Raw genomic sequence first — 17,883 nt, 5'->3', positions numbered from 1 at the left:
CCACACTAAGGAAAAGAGGTGGTTATAATGTTTGAAAAGTTTTTTAATAAAAATAAGATTCAAAAGGAAGTAGATAATAAATTTATTGTTAAACAACTTTTTCATGAAATAAAATTTGAAAGTATAAAAAAAATTATTGGAGATAACCCAATATTGTTCAATATAGAATCAAATGAATTTGATAAATATGAAAGAATATACAATATTTTATTAAATACAGAACCTAAAAAAAATAAAAAAAGATGGTACATAAATGTTTATTATTACGGTATAGAGGTTATTAAAAAAAAGGATGATGTTGCAAGAAATTCAATTATAGAACATATCACTTGGAAAGAATGGTTGGGTTTTTATATAGATATGAATGTTTTTAAAGAATACACAAAAGAGGAAGTGGCATCTTTTATATTTGACGAAATGACTTATCATGGTGTTACAGAAGATGAAAGATTAGAATATATCAATAGTATAAAAAATAACACATCAAATGAAAATAAAATTACTGACATGAAGAAAATAAGGAGAATGCTTAAATTAACGAATTAAAATTAAAATTGAAAAATATAAAGATAATTTATTAGCATATGCGAAATTAACAATGTAGAAGGGAGGAAGTAATTATGAAATTAAAAAAAATTTTATTAATAGCAATAAGTTTGGTCTTAGTATTAGGAGTAACAGGATGCAGTGATAGTAGTGGTGCAGGAAAGAGATATGTACAGGACAGGTCTGATAGGATGGAGGATATTGCAATAACTGATTCCCAATATAAAATGGGAGTCACTAGTATTGTAACTCCTATTATTCAATCAGGGTATAATATTAATATTAATGCTCAACAAATTAAAATGGGTAGAGGGGACATAATGAGTGAAATCGAAAACATTGAAAGACAAGTTGAGGATGTCCAAAGTGTAAGAAATAAAGTATCATCTCTTAAAGTATTGCAATCAAAAGAAATGGATAAAGAAGATTTAATCAATGGGATTGACACATACAGTCAAAGACTTAACAATTATAAGGCCGTATTGCAATCAGAAAACCTAACTAAAGACCAAGTTCAATTGGCAATAGATAATCTAATGGCTGCTCTTGATATTGTAAAGCAGTATACTAGATAAAAACATACTTTTAATTAGAAATAATAATAGTAGTTTATCAGTTTTGGAAGAATGCAACAATAAATTTGATGCTGTTTCTTCTGTAAGACAAGTATAGATAAAATCATTATTGCATGATATGGTAATAATGTGATCAAAAATTACTCAATGAAATAAAAGAGCCAGTTAGTTTTTTTCTAACTGGCTCTTTTATTTATCATGCTTTAATTTTTTAAATATTAGTATATTCTCTACTAATGCCCAAGTGTAGAAATCTACTGGTATTGGAAATTCCCTTGCTAAAGCAACCTCTTTCGGAGTAAAGGCAGATGCTATGATTATACATCTCATATCATGTGTTTTTAGATTATCTACTCTACCATATAAGGAAACTAAGTCTACAAACTTTTTTTTATCTTCCATAATATTTTCATATTCGTTTTGGTATCTATTTAAAAAATTATCTCTTGTACTTTTTTTGTAGCCTATTAGATAAGGAATTCTTTTTTTAGTATCAAGAGCAATAGTTTCAGCAATATGTTTTTGTCCATCTTCAGAATAATACCCAGAAAAGATTAATCTAAGATCTAGTAAATTTTTAAGATTTTTCTCAATGATAATTTTATCATTTACACAAAAAGGCTTGTACATTTTTTTCGATAACTTCCCTATTAACATTTGTTCAGGATTAATTAAAAATAATTTCATAAACATCCTCCTCTGAATGCATTATTTACAACTTGTACACTAAGTTTTATATGTATTTTCTATTTCATTTGCAACATGTTTGAAGTATTAAAGTTTTATAAAAGTCCCAGACTTGTAAGAATAGCACTGTCAATCCTTTCTAGTGTTTCACTATCAACAGAATTTAACTTTTTAATAATTCTTGTTTTATCTATAGTGTCAATTTGTTCCAACAAGACTATGCTTTCTTTATCTAATCCACATTTCGCATGATTTTCTATTTCAACATGAGTAGGTAATTTTGATTTATTCATGCAGGATGTAATTGGGGCGACAATAATTGTAGGACTGTATTTATTTCCAATATTGTTCTGCACTACAACAACAGGTCGTTTTCCACCCTGTTCTGAACCTATAGATGGACTTAGCATAACCAAAAGAACATCTCCTCTTTTAATATCCATATAATCACTCCCTTCCATTCTCTAAAATTTATACTTGATATATAAATAAACACTCTGTAAACTGTGCAAAACATTATACATATTGAAAAATGAATTTCACTTTTTCACCTGTTTTTTATTAAAAAAGACTAAGAACTATCAAAGGAGTGGTAATAATGTATAAAGAATCAAAAGTTACAGATAAAAAACTAAAAAGACTTAAAATAAGAAAATATAGTGATTTCAATGTAATGATTAATAATAGATTTGAAATTATTTTCTATAATAATTTTGGTGAGAGACATGTTTTTCCATTGATTATTGATGAATCTTTGGAAATTAAAGTTCCTAAATATATGCACTCAATAAATAATTTTTTAAATGGACATATAGATGTATTACATGGTAAGGATGCACTGAAATTCTTAAAGTTTGCAAAAATTGATATTGTTCCTTTTGTTTGGATGATAATGCAGGAGGGAAATCTTAATATTTATTGGAATCACAGCGACATATATATAAAAAATCAAAATGAATTTATTGTTTTAAATAGCAAAAATATAAATCTTGCGATTATTGAAAGGATGTATAAAACCCAAAACAAGACTTATTTAAATGGGATTTACAGAGAATGTTTAGATGAACTATATACTTATATCAGAAAAAAGATATCTAATAGCATAGTTCATAACGATATCATTAAATTAGAAATAGACAGGTTTAAAGATATAGAGAAGGAATTAGAAAGTGAATTTTTAAATGATGAATACAATTTTTCTAAGATGTTATTTCTATATGAAAAGTTGATACGTTTAAAGGAAAAATATACAAATGAACAATTTTTCTTAAAACCATTGCGTGATATAGATGAAATTTATGAAAAGATACAAAAAATTAGAGAAATACTTCAGCAAGATAATGAAAATGAATATTCTATTATAAAAAAATAGATATCATTTTTTTGCCTATTTATTTGATTTTCCAATTGTTTTCAATTATAATAATTTAAATTTTAAAAGAGGTGATTGGTATGAAAAATATTTTAATTAAAGAATCTCCAGAGGGTAATATATATTTATCTTTTGAGGCTATAAAATCTATTGTAAATGAATCTGTCTTGAGTTCAGTTGGGGTTTATAAAAAAGATCCTAATTTTTTTGATAAAATATTTAAAAATGAAAATGTTAAGATTGACACAAATAAAAATAAACTTATTTTAGATATACCTATTAAAATAATTTATGGTAATAACATACCTAATACTTGTACTGAAGTACAAAATACTATATCTTATAACTTGTCTATTTTTTTAGGAATAAAAAATATTGTTGTAAATATTCTTGTTGATGGGTTAGTAATGGATGACGATTTAGAAAAGATTGCAAGAAAAAGAGAGCAGCAAGATAAAAAAGATAAATTTATTTTCTAATATTATATAATAATTACAGGGGTCTTAATAAGAAGACTCCTTCTGCAATTGCCATATCTTATGTATTTTATTATTTTATTATTTTATTATAATGGTGGTTCTATATACGGTATTTAATTAAAGTTGGATGTGATTGACCAATGGCTCTTAAAATAAGGCTTAGTCAAACATATCAAAAATGTCTGAACTTAATTAAATAAAGAATCATTTAAGATAACAAAAACAGTATCAAATGATACTGTTTATTTAAGTTTTTGTTTATATTTCTTCATTTTCTTATCATAATAAACTCCTTTTTATAAAGATTTTATAAAATCTAAATTATCTCTTATATATTTTACTATCTTTAATTTTTCTAATAAATGTATTTCTGAATCATTTAATCTGGCTAAGAGTTTATCTTCTAAAATTTCATCTTCTGATAGTTGTGATGTATCTTTTTTAGAAACATAATCCCATATATCATATTTACCCCAACCATCACTTTCTCTTATATAGCCTCCAAAATAACTTAGAATATCTCTAATTAGTTTAATTGCAATTTCATCGCATCCTAATGATAAAGTAATATTATTATCCATAATATTGTCATGGTCGTGAATGTCAGTAAAGATATAAAGTTGTCTAGTATATTTACAACCTTCTATGTTTGCATATACTACATAATACGTATCATTTCTGCTATCAATTTCAATAATCTCTTTAATCTGTGGCAATTTTTTTACCACTCTAATTACATCCTTTGCTGAATACTTATTTTTATTTAAAATTCCAGTACTTGAAACTCCCATTTTATATACCTCCTAAAAATTAATAATATCCACAATAAACACAATAGAGATTAATAGATTATTAATATTTATTTCAAGTAAAAAAGAGAGGACAAGCCTCTCTAATTTGCTTTTAACTACATCCAGTTGTACTACCGCAAGATAGGCAAATATAGCATGTACCATTCGGTATCATTGCAACACTGGCACAATCTCCACATGTAACTCTTTTGTATCCTTCAGGTACTTCTTCAATTAAAGTTGCTGCTACATCTTCTATAGATCCATCAAAGTTAACTTTATCTAGTTTATTTTGAAGTTCTTTTGTAATAGCGAGTAATTCAGCATAAGACATATCCTCAAGATTTTTTTCTGTATTATTTTTAGTAGAGTTAAGAGGTTGACTTGCTTTACATCCATCACGATATAAAGCAATACATTTAACCCCTAATCTCCAAGATTCAAGATGTACTTTTTCAAAATCTTCAACAGTTGCACTATTAGGTAAGTTTACTGTTTTACTAATAGCACCACTTACAAGAGGAGTTAATGCTGCAACATATTTAACGTGTGCCATAGGCTCAATTGCTCTTTTTCCGGTTCCACAAGTATTTGCTGTATCGAATATTGGAAGATGTTCTTCTTTAAGGTGAGGACAGCCTTCAATTTTTCCATCTATAATTTTGTCATATGTGAAACCATTTTCTGTGACATTTTCTTTTCTAAGAACATAGGCCTCAATATCATTTATTTGTTCTTCAGTGTATCCTAATTTTTCTAATGCAACCTTTATATATGGATTTATAATTTCCATAACACCGCCACCTGCAAGTTTTTTATAAACCACATGAGCAAAAAATGGCTCAATACTTGTAGTGGCACAGTCCATAGCAAGAGCGATGGTTCCAGTAGGAGCAACAACGCTTACTTGTGCATTTCTATATCCGTATTTTTCACCATATATCAATGCATTAGTCCAAACTTCCTTTAATACAATGCTTAAATTATTAAAGTTTTCTTTATTAAGAATATCATGACTTATAGTTACTGGAGCATATTCAAGTTCTTCAAAATCGTCATCTAAAACACCTGCTACCCTTGAATGATTACGAATAACCTTTAACATTGGTTCTTTATTAATTTCATATTTAGGGAAAGAGCCGACTCTTTCAGCCATAAGAGATGAAACAAAATATCCTTGGCCTGTTACAATACCCATCAGAGTAGCACCGAACGTTCTTGCTTCATCAGAGTCATATGCATGTCCCATAATCATGTGCAATGCACCAGTATTAGCAAGTCCTTGTCCAGTTGTTCTAAAGAAATAACTTCTTCTTGCTATATCTTCAGTAGGGAATTGTCCCCAATGAATAGTTACTTCCAAAATAATTTGTGCTAAAGTTATGGCGTGAACAAAACCTTCTACATCAAATTCGCCAGTAACAGGATCGTAGTATTTAACTACATTATGACTTTTTAGGTTACACGCAGTATCTACAAGGAAATGATATTCACTGCAAGGGTTTGAAGCATCTATTTCTTCTTCTGTACCATCTTCTCCAAGAGGACATGTATTCCAAGCATTTATAGTATCATGCCATTGAGGTGCAGGATCAGCACATCTCCATGATGCATAATTAAATTTTTTCCAAAGTTCTTTGGAACTTACGAATCTATTTATGGAACTGTCAACCCTACCTTTCAGTTCCCAACTAGTATCCGTATCGGGTCCAGTTACTTTATTCATAAATGAATTAGTAAATCTAATTGAATTATTACTGTTCTGTCCTGAAACAGTTTCATATGCGTCACCGTTGAAGTCTGTGTCATACCCCATCTTCCCAAGAGCCACAACTTTTTCTTCTTCTCTAACTTTCCAATTAATAAATTCTTCTATTTCAGGATGGTCAGCATTTAAGCATACAATTTTAGCAGCCCTTCTAGTAGTACCTCCTGATTTAATGGCCCCGGCATTACGGTCAAACACTTTTAAGAAACTCATAAGACCCGATGATGTTCCTCCACCAGATAGTTTTTCTCCCCTAGCACGAAGGGTACTAAAGTTTGAGCCTGTTCCTGAACCATGCTTAAATAGCCTTGTCTCCGTTACAAGTTGTTCTGATATTGATTTATCTCCAAGAAGTGCATCATTAATAGAGATAATAAAACAAGCACTACCTTGAGTCCTTGTATATGCATCTTTTGATTTAACTACTTTATTTTTCTCGATATCATAATAGAAATGTCCTTCAGGTTCCTTAGAAATATCATAAGTCAATTTAAGGCCTGTATTAAACCATTGAGGACTATTTGGTGCCATTCTTTGATCTAAGATTAAGTATGCTACTTCATCATAGAAAATATCCATATTTTCTGTTGTTATAAGTCCTTCATTTAGAGCAGCAGCAGTCCAAAATCCGACTAGACGATGAACAACCTCTTTCATAGATCTTTCATAACCTAATCCATTAGGAACTCCTGCCCTTCTAAAGTATTTACTTGCAATAATATCACAAGCATTTTGGCTATAAGATACAGGAAATTCTAGGTTTTTCATATCACATAAAGTTTTACCTGTTTTATAATCAACCATTTTAACATCTAAATGTTTATATTCAAAAAGATCATATACTGTCAACTCTCGATTGACCTCTAATTCCTTTGTAAAATATCTTTTTATTAATTTTTTTAGTTTCATAAAAAATTCCCCCTTTAGTTTTACAAATAATGCCACACAACATATTGTGCTATATAGTACATCCAACCCCTATATATAACAATAGGTTCTATTATTCTATGGATTAATAATTATTTTTTCAAATCTTTTTGATAAAAGTTTTAACAAATAAATTTTATCAAATTTGCACAATAAAGATAAAAAGGAAAAGAGACTTAGTTGAGATACTAAGCCTCTTAATAAGAGATCTTATTATAATGCACGTTTCTTACCTTTAGCAATTGTACTATTATCTAATATTAGTGTGCTTTTGTTCTCGATTCTTATCTTATCTTTTTTCATCATAAATTCATCAAATAAGATATTTAAAATTTTTTCAAGTACAATATCCAATCTCTCCCTCGAATCCACTACATAATCAGCGACATCTTCCATATTCATTTGAAGATGTGCCTCATAAATTCTTTTTTTAATATCATCTTTATTAGAATTTCTTCTGCCTAACCTTTTTACCATAGTTTCTACATCAGATTTCATATGAATAAAAACGACTTTATCTCCATAAAAGGATTTAAGTTTTTTTACACCTTCTATATCCAGAACTCCGACACCATTATTTTTAGATTTAAACAGACTATCTAAATCTTCTTTATGTGTCCCATAATATTTGCCAAAATTTACAACATATTCAACCATTTTATCCTCTTTAATAAAGTTTTCAAAAGTATCTTTATCAGTAAAACGATAGTCTCTCATATGAACTTCACCTTCTCTAACTACTCTTGAAGTGGAAGTGAGGAATTTAGAAAAAATATCAAAATGGTTTACATAGAGATTTAAAATATCTAACATATTACTGAAAACTTTAGCCCTAATAGATCTAGGATATTCATCAATTATCTTAATAGTTTCTTTAACAGTAAGTACTCCCATTAAAAAATTATTCACAACAGTTTTAGAAGCACATGAAATACCTTGTAAAACTAAAATCTTGGGTTCAACCACGTCGTTAGAGTAATCTCTTTTCTTCTCTATTATAAGCATAATAAAAACCCTCCTTATAAATTGTTTATAAATTGTTTTTTAATATAACACATTTTTATATAAAAAGGGATCAGAGGTTTAGTCGATCCCTAAAGCAATTAATATATTTTCCTTAAATTTATCAATATCTAGTTTCCCGATTGGCTTATAATCAAGAATTCGATTCTTGCTTATTACACGAATTTGTTCTGCCAAGATGGTTGAAATCGTTTTAAGTCCAGCCGATTCATAATTTTCAATGATAAAATGAGTAGGTTGAATTTTACCATTTTTGTTTCTTTTTACTTCCTTTGTAATAGGAGCAATAATAGTAGTTGTACTATGTTTATTTCCTATATTATTTTGAATAACAACACAAGGTCTTACCCCTGACTGTTCAGAATCTTCCCCTTCTCCTAGATCAACATATACAATACTACCTTGTTCATAAAAAAGATTTTTGGTATCAACTTTTTCTAATTCTATATAGGAAAAATTCTCATTCAATTTTCTAATATAATCTTCATCAACTACTGCTAATCTATTACTTTTAATATAATCTTTATCAACTAGTGCTAATGCACTATTAGATGACTTATTCATATGTAGTTCCTCCTTCACATCATTAAATCCCAAGAATAAATATGTATTAGTAATATAAAAACTATTTAATAAAGTTTTCAAGTATAAATTCGAATGAAAAAGACTTGACTTCATAAATTTAAAAAAGTTATCTTACCCATTGTAAACAAACAAAGAAAGGAGGAGCGATTTATATGAATAAACTAGATACCATAATAAAAGAGATTGAAGAATTAGAGAAACAAATTGAAAGAAAGTTCGATAACGGCCTCCGAGGTGCAATAGTTGATAAATACATTAAATGCGGTAGAGACGGTTGTAAATGTGACCAAGGATATAGGCATGGACCATATCCTCATATACAGTTTTATGATCAGAAAGGTGTACTTCGTACTATTTATATAAGAAAAAAATTAGGTACTGAATACAAAGAAAAAATAAAAGAAAATACAGAATTTAGACGTGTGGTAAAAGTTCTTGTTAGACTGTATATGCAAAAAAGAAGAATAGAAGAAAAATTACAGAAACAAAAACATGAATAAGAACCTCTACAAAGAAAAACACATGTTATGTTAAAGATAAAGCATTATAAAATGTATGAAAGAAGGTTGGAGGAATGGATAATTTAAATCAGAACATTAAAGATCTAATGGACAGTGGAGTATGTAGCATATATGATCCTGTTTTAAATGAAACAATCAAGATTGAATCACATGCTCAATATAAGGAATATCAGGAACTTCTGAGAATATCAGATAGAAACAAGTGAACCAGAGGAAAGATCTCTGGTTTTTTATTATAAATAGGCCTTCTAAATTTGTATGTTATGTTAAAAACAAAGAATATACAAAGATAGGAGGCTTATTATGTTGCAAAATTATAGAGATATATTAATTTGGCCAAACAACTTAGAGAATGAAGTATTTATAATACACAATGATATAGATGGATTTATCTGTGGAATGTTTATTCATAATAGGGGTGGAAAAATAGGTGGTATATATGATTTATCATCTTTTTATTTTACTAAATATGATTATTTATTAAATATAGAAAAATTAATTGGTATAGACTTAGATATTGATTATAAAGATATGAGATGTTTTGGACATCACATAACAGCAGATATAAATAAAAATGGATTTAATATCAATAATTTTATGAATCTAGACATTAATACAAAAGAGTATTTTAATAGCAAATGTCCTTTAAATACAATTATCTTACTATATTCATTATTTAATCTAAAGCCCAAAACAGACGAAGAAATTGCAATGCTTGTGTATCCCGATTCAGTTATAAATAATTATGATAAATTTAAAGATAATGTTACGAATTGGCTTGTTATTTTAGAACAAACAGAAATTCTTGATGCGTTACAAAATAGAAAAGATAAAATTTTAGAAATAATTGATAAAAAAATTGTAGCAACAGTAAAAGGAGTTTTTCCTCATAGCAGTGAGAACAGTCAAAATATTAATGGGGATAAAAGAATATATCCTCAATGCAACAATTACATTAACTATAGTACTAAAAATTTTAATTATGATGCCAGTATTTTAATAAATATGATTGATCAATTAATGGGGTGGAAAACTGAGAACTTCCCTATGCAATTTAAGTTTCAAAGAAGATTTTACAAGCATTATATTGTGAAGTATGACGAGAAAAAAGGTAGAAAAGTTAAAAACAATCAAATAATTGAATTTGATAAAGACGAATTACTTAATGTGAAAGATAGATTATTAACTATGAAAGATATACTAGTGTCTCATTCCTTTACTTATTCAGGTGGATTACAAATAACAACAACAGAAGATGTATTCGTGGAATATAATCAAAATAAAAAAGAGTTTGATATTCAAGATCGTAAAGGAAAAATCATAACAGTGAAAGATAAGAACACAGGTAAAATTGCTGCATATCAAGTAAAAACAACTTCATTAATGAAATAAAAACCGTCTTTTAAAGACGGTTTCTTGTATAAAGTCTACTTCAAAACATTCTTGAAATATACAATTATTATTCTATAAATTGATTACGACATTGAACCAAAAGGAGGTATTTATTGATGGCTAAATTTAAAGGACATCTTCATAATCATACAGATATATCAGCAAGAGATTCTGCTGCCAGTATAGAAAAATCCTTAAAAAAAGCAAAGGAACTTGGATATAAAGCATATGCTGTTACTGACCACGCATCAATAGCAGGTTGGGTATTAGCAGATATGGCATCAAAAAAACTTAATATTAAAGTAATATATGGTGTTGAAGCCTATGAAGCAGAAAGAAAAGCAAATCAAAAAGAAGCAGGTATAGATGATGGCAGATATCATAGTTTATTTATTGCTAAAAATAAAGCAGGTATTAAGGCTATTAGAGAACTTGTGACTTATGCTTATAAAAGAGAGAATACATATTACAAACCAAGGTATGATTTAGAGTATCTAAAGGCAAATAAAGACAAATTTAAAAATAATGTAATTTGGTTGTCAGCATGTATTCAAGGTAGACTTCCCAAACTTTTAGTAGCAGGGAAAGAACAACAGGCCTTAAAATATATAAAAACCATGGAGGATGTATTTGGTAAAGAAAATATTTTTATTGAATTACAAGACCATGGAATTATGGAAGAAAAAATAGCACAAGGACTATTAATAAAATTTGCAAAACAACATCACTATCAGGTTGTTGCATCAAATGATGTTCATTATATTAATCGTGAGAATTATATTGCTAGAGAAATCCTTATTGCTCGTGAAAGAGGACAAACAATTCAGGAAAGAAGGGATAGTGACGACATTATTCCACCAGAATTGTATATTAAAACTCCTGAAGAAATGGATGAACTGTTTAAACATATTCCAGAGGCATTAGAGAACACAGGTAAAATTATTGATATGTGCGATGATATTGATTTAGAGGAGCAAAATTGGCACTTCCCACACTTTCCAATTCCAGATGGATATACAGATGATACTTATATGGCCAAGTTGGTTTGGGATAAACTTCACGAAAAGTATCCCGTTAATATAATGAGCCAAAAGGCTTATGAAGAATTAAAGAAAAGAGTTCAATCAGAAATTGATGTTATTGCAATAACAAATGCTAGTGCTTACATGCTTATAGACTCTGATTTCAAACTCTATGCTAAAGAACAAGGGATTAGAATTGGTCCCGGCAGAGGTAGTGCCTGTGGTTCAGTGGTTGCAAATGTTTTGGAAATAACTGATGTAGACCCATTAGAATATGATCTTTTGATGGAAAGATTCATGAATCCAGAACGAATAACAATGCCTGACATTGATTCTGATTATCAAGATGATAGAAGAATGGAAGTCATAGAGTATGTTGTTAACAAGTATGGTGCTGATAGAGTTGCACAAATTTTAACATTTGGAACAATTGGTGCAAGAATGGCTATACGAGATGTAGGTGCCGTATTTGACCATGATTCGCAATTGGTAGACAAGATTGCTAAGATGATTCCTGTGATTCCCGGAATTACAATAGATAAAGCATTTGATGAGAATCCTGAATTTAAAAACTTTTATGATGAAGATCCAGTTGTTAAGGAACTTATTGATAATGCTAAATTAATTGAAGGGCTTATTCGACAAACTGGCGTTCATGCAGCAGGAGTTATTATTTCTGATGAACCATTAACTGAATATGGAGCATTAATGGAAGTTGAAAATTCTGATATTCCAGTATTCTTTGGAGATATGAAATCTGTTGAATATTTAAAACTTCTAAAAATGGATTTTCTAGGTCTTAGGACTCTAACTGTTATAAATGACACAGTTAAAATGGTATATGAAGATTTAGGTATCCAAATAGATATAGATAATCTGGAATTTGATGATCCAGAAGTATTTAAATATATTTCTACAGGTGAGACTCATGGTGTATTCCAATTGGAAAACGGTGGGATGCAAGGATTTATGAGGGAATTACAACCAACTACATTTGAGGATATTATAGCAGGTATTTCTATGTATAGACCGGGGCCAATGGATAAAATTCCAGAATTCCTTGCTAATAAAAGAGATCCTTCTAAGATTATTTATCCTAAAGATGCAGAACGTCTATTAAAACCTATTCTTGATGTAACATATGGAATTATGGTGTATCAGGAACAAGTTATGCAAATCGTTAGAGACCTTGCAGGATATACTTTTGGGCGTTCTGACTTGGTTCGTAGAGGTATGGCTAAAAAGAAGGGTTCTATTCTTGAAAAAGAAAGGTATGTATTTACCTATGGAGAGGTTAAATGTCCAGAATGTGGAGGGACTGGCAAACAACATAACGGAGATAACTGTATTCTTTGTAAAGGAGAGGGAGCCGTTGCTAGTAAAGTGCCTTGCCCTTTCTGTGAAGGCAAAGACGATAGTTGTAATAAATGTAGTGGAGAAGGATATATAGAATCAGATGGTGAGGTAACTGTAAAAGGTTGTATAAGAAACAGAATAAGTGTAGAAACAGCAAATAAAATTTATGATGAAATGATTGACTTTGCCAAATATGCCTTTAATAAATCCCATGCGACTGCCTATGCAGTTTTAGGATATCAGACAGGATATCTGAAACGATACTATCCAAAGCATTATATGACTGCATATTTAAATAGTGTCATAGGAAACCAAGATAAAGTCAAAGAGTATATCGGTATAACAAAAAGGATGGGCATTAAGATTTTAAGACCAAATATTAATCAATGCGAAGGTAAATTTGTTCAGAATGATGAAGGGATACTTATGGGATTAAACGCATTGAAATACGTAGGATCAAATATTCAAATGGTTGTAAATGAAAGAAAAAATAATGGAGAATTTAAAGACCTACAAAACCTAGTAGAAAGGGTTTCTCTTTCTAAAAGAGAACTTGAGGTTCTAATTAAAAGCGGTACTTTAGATGACTTTAATATAAAAAGAAGTCAAACTTTATCGAGTTTATCAATAGTTCTCAAAGCAGCAAAAAAGACTAGAGATGCTAGGGATGTAGGCCAAGTGTCGCTATTTGATTTCGCCCCATCTTTAAAGGAGGATAGTGCTGCTAAGTTTCAATATCCTAATATAGAAGAATACTCTCCAATGGAACTTTTATCAATGGAAAAAGAAGTGTCAGGTTTTTATCTATCAGGGCATCCTCTTGAACTGAAAGAATATGAGAAGTTTACCAGTGTATCTACAATTACAACTATAGATAGTTTTGATGAATCTGATGATCGCAAGAAAATAAAGTTAGTAGGTATTATTAACTTTGATCCAGAAAAAGAAGGTGTCAGAGTGTCTAAAAAAGGTAATACCTATGCAGTATTTAATATCGAGGATAAATATTCAACTCTTAAGGTCTTAGCGTTCAAAGATGCAGTTGAAGAAAATAGACATTTGATTCAAAATGGTTCTATTGTAGAAATTGACGGAAAACTATCAGTTGAAGTAAAAGAGTATGAAAACAATGAAACAGGAGAAGTCAATCAGACCATTGAAACAAAGATTTTTGTAGATAAAATAATACCAATAAACGAACTTCAAAATACAAAAAAGGTATATGTGAGAATTAATAATAAAACATCACATTTATTAAATATTATTAAGCAAACAGTATTGAAATATCCGGGTCCAGATCAGTTGTTGATTTTTAATGAAAATGATGGAAAGTTATTTGAATATAAGAATCCATTTGGATATTGTGATGGATTTAGAAAAGAAATTAATAAATATTTAGGAGAAGATAATATTGCGATTCGTTAAGAATCGCAATATCTCTATATTCTTAATTTATATGTTATGTTAAAAAAAAGAAAAAAGGAGTGAAGGATATGGCGTCAGCCGTACAAAATATAATTACCATTGAGGAAAAAAAGTGTGACAAAGATAAATTAGAAAAAGTAATTGAAATGATAGGTGATAAGAAAACTTTTAGTGAAATTATGCATGAAACTCAGTTAAGTTTATTTGAATTATCTACATATTTAGAGGTTGCTTTTTATCAATCTAATCATGATCCCTCTATATATGTAGATACGGAAAAGGTTACAAAAATAATGAGTGAACTTAAAGGTGCTTCATTTCCTACTTTAAAAGAAATTAAGAGTAAATATCCTGAATGTGAATATACAGATATTAGAACAGTTAGAGGAGTATATTTTAGGACTAAGAGATATTATCAAAAAAAATCTACATCTAAAACAAATAAAAAGGATTCCGTTGAACAAATCTCTTTATTTGGTTCTGTGGATACTCAAATTCCCGCAATAGAAAAAATAGATATAACAACCGTACCATACTTAGAAAATGAAATAAAAAAGTTGGAAACTGAACATTGGAAGAAGTTTGCTAGGGAATTATTCTCAAAATATACACCTAAACAATTTTTTATTCTTCCTGCGTCAATGAGTACTAGAAAACATCATGAAACAGAGTTAACTATAGGTGAGTTTGATATTCAAGAACCTAAAAAACTTGTTAAAATGGGAGGCAAATATTATCATTCAATTAGGGTGCTTAATCAATTAGAGGAGATGCTTGAGACTGATAATCCTGAAATATGGGATTATAAAGGCATAAAGGTAATAAATTATGTGTATGGTAATGAGTTTTCTCCATGGCAAAAAGATGCGATGAAAGTTGCAGCGTTATCTCATGATATTTATTCAGGCGGTGTAAAAGATGAATTTGATCCTAATATGAAATATATGGACAAACACCATGCACATTATCACAAAAAAGAACTTTTGCCTATAGCATCATTACTTCCAGAAGAAGAATGGAATACTTATATAGCGATTGTTGATAATCATATGTGGAAGTGGGATCCTATAGAGCCGTCTATAAAATTTCATCAGGGAAAAGATTTTGATAGTGTCGAAGAATGTTATAACCACTATATACTTTATAGAATGGTTAAATGGGTCGAATTTGCAGATTACTTAGCAAGTAGAAGGCATGATAACACTATAGCACGATTGAGACAAGCATTAGAAACATGGTATTATATCAAGGGCAATTTAGATATAACACCAGATAATTTAGATGCAATGGGCTTTGATACTATGGAAATAAAAAAAGATTTTAGTAAAGAAAATGAACCTTTTGAAGAAATAATAAAAATAGTTCTTGGGAAAGAAAAATATGAAAAAATGAATAAATAAAAGGAACCCCACTATCTGTGGGGTTTTGTATTGTCATTCAATACTTGAAATCCAATAAATACTCCTTATAATAATTAAACTCTGTATGTCAGGAAACAAAGATTTTCAAAAACATCTGTTATGTTAAAAGAACTTATTTGAAAAGACATAAAATTTGTTATCAGCAGGGAGGGGTATAGTTGGACTTTAGAAATAAAAAGTTTGAATATGTAGAAATAGCCGAGGATTTTGAAAGTAACAGAAATAAGTTTACTAAGTTAAGCCTTGCTGAAAAATTAACTTGGTCAGGAGATTACAAGAAGCAAGCATGGAGAACCATATATAGTTATTGTGATATTAAAAATACAGAAGTATCTTATGGAGGATATTATTTTGAATCAGATATAGAAGATTTTGAATTAAATAGACAGATTATATTACATGCAGTTTATCATCTTAATGCAGAATACAATATTCCATTTAACGCATTTAAGTTTAAATTAACGAATAAAAGTATTTGGGTTGAACTGATTCCTAGTGTTATGGGTATAAGCCCATCTTATAGACTTAACGAAATTTTTAGAGAAATAACTATAAGACTGAATAAAGTTATTAAAAATAGATTTAATGTAAAAGAACCTCTTGATACAAAAGTATATAATATTAGGCAACTTACTAGGCTTACCGGCTCATATCTCCCTAAAAGTAAGAGGTATGTTATTGAATTGGATCTTTACGAATTAGAGAGTATGTCACAAATTGAATTATTTTCTAAAGCAAAATATAAAAAGAAAGTTACATATCCTCAAAATGATGACTTTAATATTAGCAATGAGGCCTTTAACTTGTTTAAAGAATGTAAAAGTATAGTTGAACAAAGATATAAAAATAAAAAACAAAATCTTTTTATTAATCCCAGTGATAATAAATGCATAAAAACCTGTATTAATAATATGGAAGAAATAGGTGTAGGTGAGGGGACGAGGAATTATGCAATTTTTTATACATCTATTCATTTTAGAGATTCAGGATTTACTCAAGACGAATGTTTAAACAGGATATTAAAATTCATTAAAAATTTTGATAGAAATAATATAGATAGGTTGTCTCAAATAAAAGCAACAGTAAAAAGTGCATATAAATCAAAATACAAATTTTCATGTAAAAAAGTAAACGAAATGTTTGAAGATTATTGTGCTTGCACAAAATGTCCTTACAATAAAAATATTAAGGACGATGTGTTTATTATATATAGAAGGCAAATTGCCGTTTTAATAGAAAACAACTCTCCCAAAAGTTTATATATTGCACTTTTTAAGTTCATGTATGACTATTATCATAAAAACAACATAGACATAAAAGATTCCTTAATTAAAAAGTTAATTAAATTAGGTTTACTTGTTGTATCTGAAAATATAGTAAAACCAAATTATATAAATGGTTCTTTTTTGCAAATACCTAATGATTTTGTTAATATAATAGATAGTTTAAATTCAGAAATTATTTTATTATCATCTATTTTATATAGTTCGCAAAAAGGAATAGTATTGAATCCTAGAATGAATACTGAAAGTTATGCTAAAAAGATAGGAAAGACTACAAGAACAATTCAAAGATATTTTAAAGCACTCAAAGAAAGGGGGCTTATTAATGATGCGAAAATAAATCTAATACTATCTACTGTAGAGCCATTGCAGAATAATGAAATAGATAATAAGACAGAAATAAAAGAGCCAATTATGGCGATTGAAGAATTTGAACGCAGAATTATAGCAAGAAAAAATAAAACTAAAGAGATATTGGCTAATGAAGAAATATCAACACAGCAGAAAGAAAATATATGTAAAATTATCTTTATTGAAGATGCAAGAAAACAAATTAGAGATAAACATAAGAGTAGGGAGATTCAAATTATTGCAAAAGAAAGAAATAAAAGACTTATCAACTATTTATTAAAGAGGTATGGGCATGGATTAGAGGCTCCGTAAAAATGTCGCTTTAAAATACATTTCTTATATTGATTTTGCTATGCTTT

15 protein-coding genes are annotated in these 17,883 nt (G+C 28.9%); 9 read left to right on the top strand and 6 right to left on the bottom strand.

Annotation, left to right across the window (positions count from 1 at the left end):
• The first annotated feature begins 27 nt into the window (after positions 1–27).
• Entirely contained in the window at positions 28–546 is a 519-nt protein-coding gene (locus HYG84_RS19320; protein WP_212382520.1) for a DUF6557 family protein, read from the top strand.
• Between the two features lie 74 nt (positions 547–620).
• Positions 621–1,121 carry a hypothetical protein gene (locus HYG84_RS19315; protein WP_212382518.1) on the top strand — a complete coding sequence of 167 codons (501 nt, stop codon included), beginning with the start codon at positions 621–623 and terminating at the stop codon, positions 1,119–1,121.
• A gap of 189 nt (positions 1,122–1,310) precedes the next feature.
• On the opposite strand, the gene HYG84_RS19310 is transcribed toward HYG84_RS19315, so the two are convergent.
• Positions 1,311–1,808 (bottom strand): hypothetical protein, encoded by a 498-nt coding sequence (locus tag HYG84_RS19310; RefSeq protein ID WP_212382516.1) that lies wholly within the window; start codon positions 1,806–1,808, stop codon positions 1,311–1,313.
• Between the two features lie 95 nt (positions 1,809–1,903).
• Positions 1,904–2,251, bottom strand: a complete 348-nt coding sequence (locus HYG84_RS19305; protein WP_212382514.1) for a type II toxin-antitoxin system PemK/MazF family toxin — start codon at positions 2,249–2,251, stop codon at positions 1,904–1,906.
• A gap of 155 nt (positions 2,252–2,406) precedes the next feature.
• On the opposite strand from HYG84_RS19305, the gene HYG84_RS19300 reads away from it, so the two are divergent.
• Positions 2,407–3,180, top strand: coding sequence for a hypothetical protein (locus tag HYG84_RS19300; protein ID WP_212382512.1), 774 nt, complete (start codon positions 2,407–2,409; stop codon positions 3,178–3,180).
• 80 nt (positions 3,181–3,260) lie between these two features.
• Positions 3,261–3,659, top strand: coding sequence for an Asp23/Gls24 family envelope stress response protein (locus HYG84_RS19295; protein ID WP_212382510.1), 399 nt, complete (start codon positions 3,261–3,263; stop codon positions 3,657–3,659).
• Between the two features lie 296 nt (positions 3,660–3,955).
• On the opposite strand, the gene HYG84_RS19290 is transcribed toward HYG84_RS19295, so the two are convergent.
• The 4 genes from HYG84_RS19290 to HYG84_RS19275 form a co-directional block, all read right to left on the bottom strand.
• On the bottom strand, positions 3,956–4,450 hold the full coding sequence (locus HYG84_RS19290) for a hypothetical protein (RefSeq protein WP_212382509.1): 495 nt from the start codon (positions 4,448–4,450) through the stop codon (positions 3,956–3,958).
• A gap of 112 nt (positions 4,451–4,562) precedes the next feature.
• A complete protein-coding gene (locus HYG84_RS19285) occupies positions 4,563–7,127 on the bottom strand; it encodes a vitamin B12-dependent ribonucleotide reductase (RefSeq protein WP_212382506.1) in 2,565 nt (854 codons plus the stop codon).
• Positions 7,128–7,358: 231 nt separating this feature from the next.
• A complete protein-coding gene (locus HYG84_RS19280; protein ID WP_212382504.1) occupies positions 7,359–8,150 on the bottom strand; it encodes a hypothetical protein in 792 nt (263 codons plus the stop codon).
• Between the two features lie 78 nt (positions 8,151–8,228).
• The gene (locus tag HYG84_RS19275) at positions 8,229–8,732 is read right to left on the bottom strand and encodes a type II toxin-antitoxin system PemK/MazF family toxin (RefSeq protein WP_212382502.1); all 504 of its coding nucleotides are present in this window, start codon (positions 8,730–8,732) and stop codon (positions 8,229–8,231) included.
• Between the two features lie 173 nt (positions 8,733–8,905).
• Between HYG84_RS19275 and HYG84_RS19270 the strand changes: the two genes are divergently transcribed.
• From HYG84_RS19270 to HYG84_RS19250, 5 genes are all read left to right on the top strand, one after another.
• Positions 8,906–9,253, top strand: a complete 348-nt coding sequence (locus HYG84_RS19270) for a DUF6788 family protein (RefSeq protein ID WP_212382500.1) — start codon at positions 8,906–8,908, stop codon at positions 9,251–9,253.
• Positions 9,254–9,577: 324 nt separating this feature from the next.
• Positions 9,578–10,666, top strand: coding sequence for a hypothetical protein (locus HYG84_RS19265; protein WP_212382499.1), 1,089 nt, complete (start codon positions 9,578–9,580; stop codon positions 10,664–10,666).
• 116 nt (positions 10,667–10,782) lie between these two features.
• Complete coding sequence (dnaE, locus tag HYG84_RS19260) at positions 10,783–14,469, top strand: DNA polymerase III subunit alpha (RefSeq protein ID WP_212382497.1); 3,687 nt, start codon at positions 10,783–10,785, stop codon at positions 14,467–14,469.
• A gap of 68 nt (positions 14,470–14,537) precedes the next feature.
• Positions 14,538–15,869, top strand: a complete 1,332-nt coding sequence (locus HYG84_RS19255) for an HD domain-containing protein (RefSeq protein WP_212382495.1) — start codon at positions 14,538–14,540, stop codon at positions 15,867–15,869.
• 179 nt (positions 15,870–16,048) lie between these two features.
• Positions 16,049–17,836, top strand: a complete 1,788-nt coding sequence (locus HYG84_RS19250) for a primase C-terminal domain-containing protein (RefSeq protein ID WP_212382493.1) — start codon at positions 16,049–16,051, stop codon at positions 17,834–17,836.
• Positions 17,837–17,883: the final 47 nt, after the last annotated feature.

Source organism: Alkaliphilus sp. B6464, assembly GCF_018141165.1.
Classification (GTDB): domain Bacteria; phylum Bacillota; class Clostridia; order Peptostreptococcales; family Natronincolaceae; genus Alkaliphilus_B.
Note: the sequence above shows the minus strand (reverse complement) of the source record. Positions and strands in the feature narration are given on the sequence as shown.

Excerpts from the sequence above, each read along its gene's own strand:
- HYG84_RS19275 (WP_212382502.1), bottom strand. The coding sequence starts at position 8,732 with ATGAATAAGTCATCTAATAGTGCATTAGCACTAGTTGATAAAGATTAT.
- HYG84_RS19265 (WP_212382499.1), top strand. The coding sequence starts at position 9,578 with ATGTTGCAAAATTATAGAGATATATTAATTTGGCCAAACAACTTAGAG.
- HYG84_RS19305 (WP_212382514.1), bottom strand. The coding sequence starts at position 2,251 with ATGGATATTAAAAGAGGAGATGTTCTTTTGGTTATGCTAAGTCCATCT.
- HYG84_RS19280 (WP_212382504.1), bottom strand. The coding sequence starts at position 8,150 with ATGCTTATAATAGAGAAGAAAAGAGATTACTCTAACGACGTGGTTGAA.
- HYG84_RS19285 (WP_212382506.1), bottom strand. The coding sequence starts at position 7,127 with ATGAAACTAAAAAAATTAATAAAAAGATATTTTACAAAGGAATTAGAG.
- HYG84_RS19290 (WP_212382509.1), bottom strand. The coding sequence starts at position 4,450 with ATGGGAGTTTCAAGTACTGGAATTTTAAATAAAAATAAGTATTCAGCA.
- HYG84_RS19320 (WP_212382520.1), top strand. The coding sequence starts at position 28 with ATGTTTGAAAAGTTTTTTAATAAAAATAAGATTCAAAAGGAAGTAGAT.
- HYG84_RS19310 (WP_212382516.1), bottom strand. The coding sequence starts at position 1,808 with ATGAAATTATTTTTAATTAATCCTGAACAAATGTTAATAGGGAAGTTA.
- HYG84_RS19255 (WP_212382495.1), top strand. The coding sequence starts at position 14,538 with ATGGCGTCAGCCGTACAAAATATAATTACCATTGAGGAAAAAAAGTGT.
- HYG84_RS19270 (WP_212382500.1), top strand. The coding sequence starts at position 8,906 with ATGAATAAACTAGATACCATAATAAAAGAGATTGAAGAATTAGAGAAA.
- HYG84_RS19300 (WP_212382512.1), top strand. The coding sequence starts at position 2,407 with ATGTATAAAGAATCAAAAGTTACAGATAAAAAACTAAAAAGACTTAAA.
- dnaE (WP_212382497.1), top strand. The coding sequence starts at position 10,783 with ATGGCTAAATTTAAAGGACATCTTCATAATCATACAGATATATCAGCA.
- HYG84_RS19295 (WP_212382510.1), top strand. The coding sequence starts at position 3,261 with ATGAAAAATATTTTAATTAAAGAATCTCCAGAGGGTAATATATATTTA.
- HYG84_RS19315 (WP_212382518.1), top strand. The coding sequence starts at position 621 with ATGAAATTAAAAAAAATTTTATTAATAGCAATAAGTTTGGTCTTAGTA.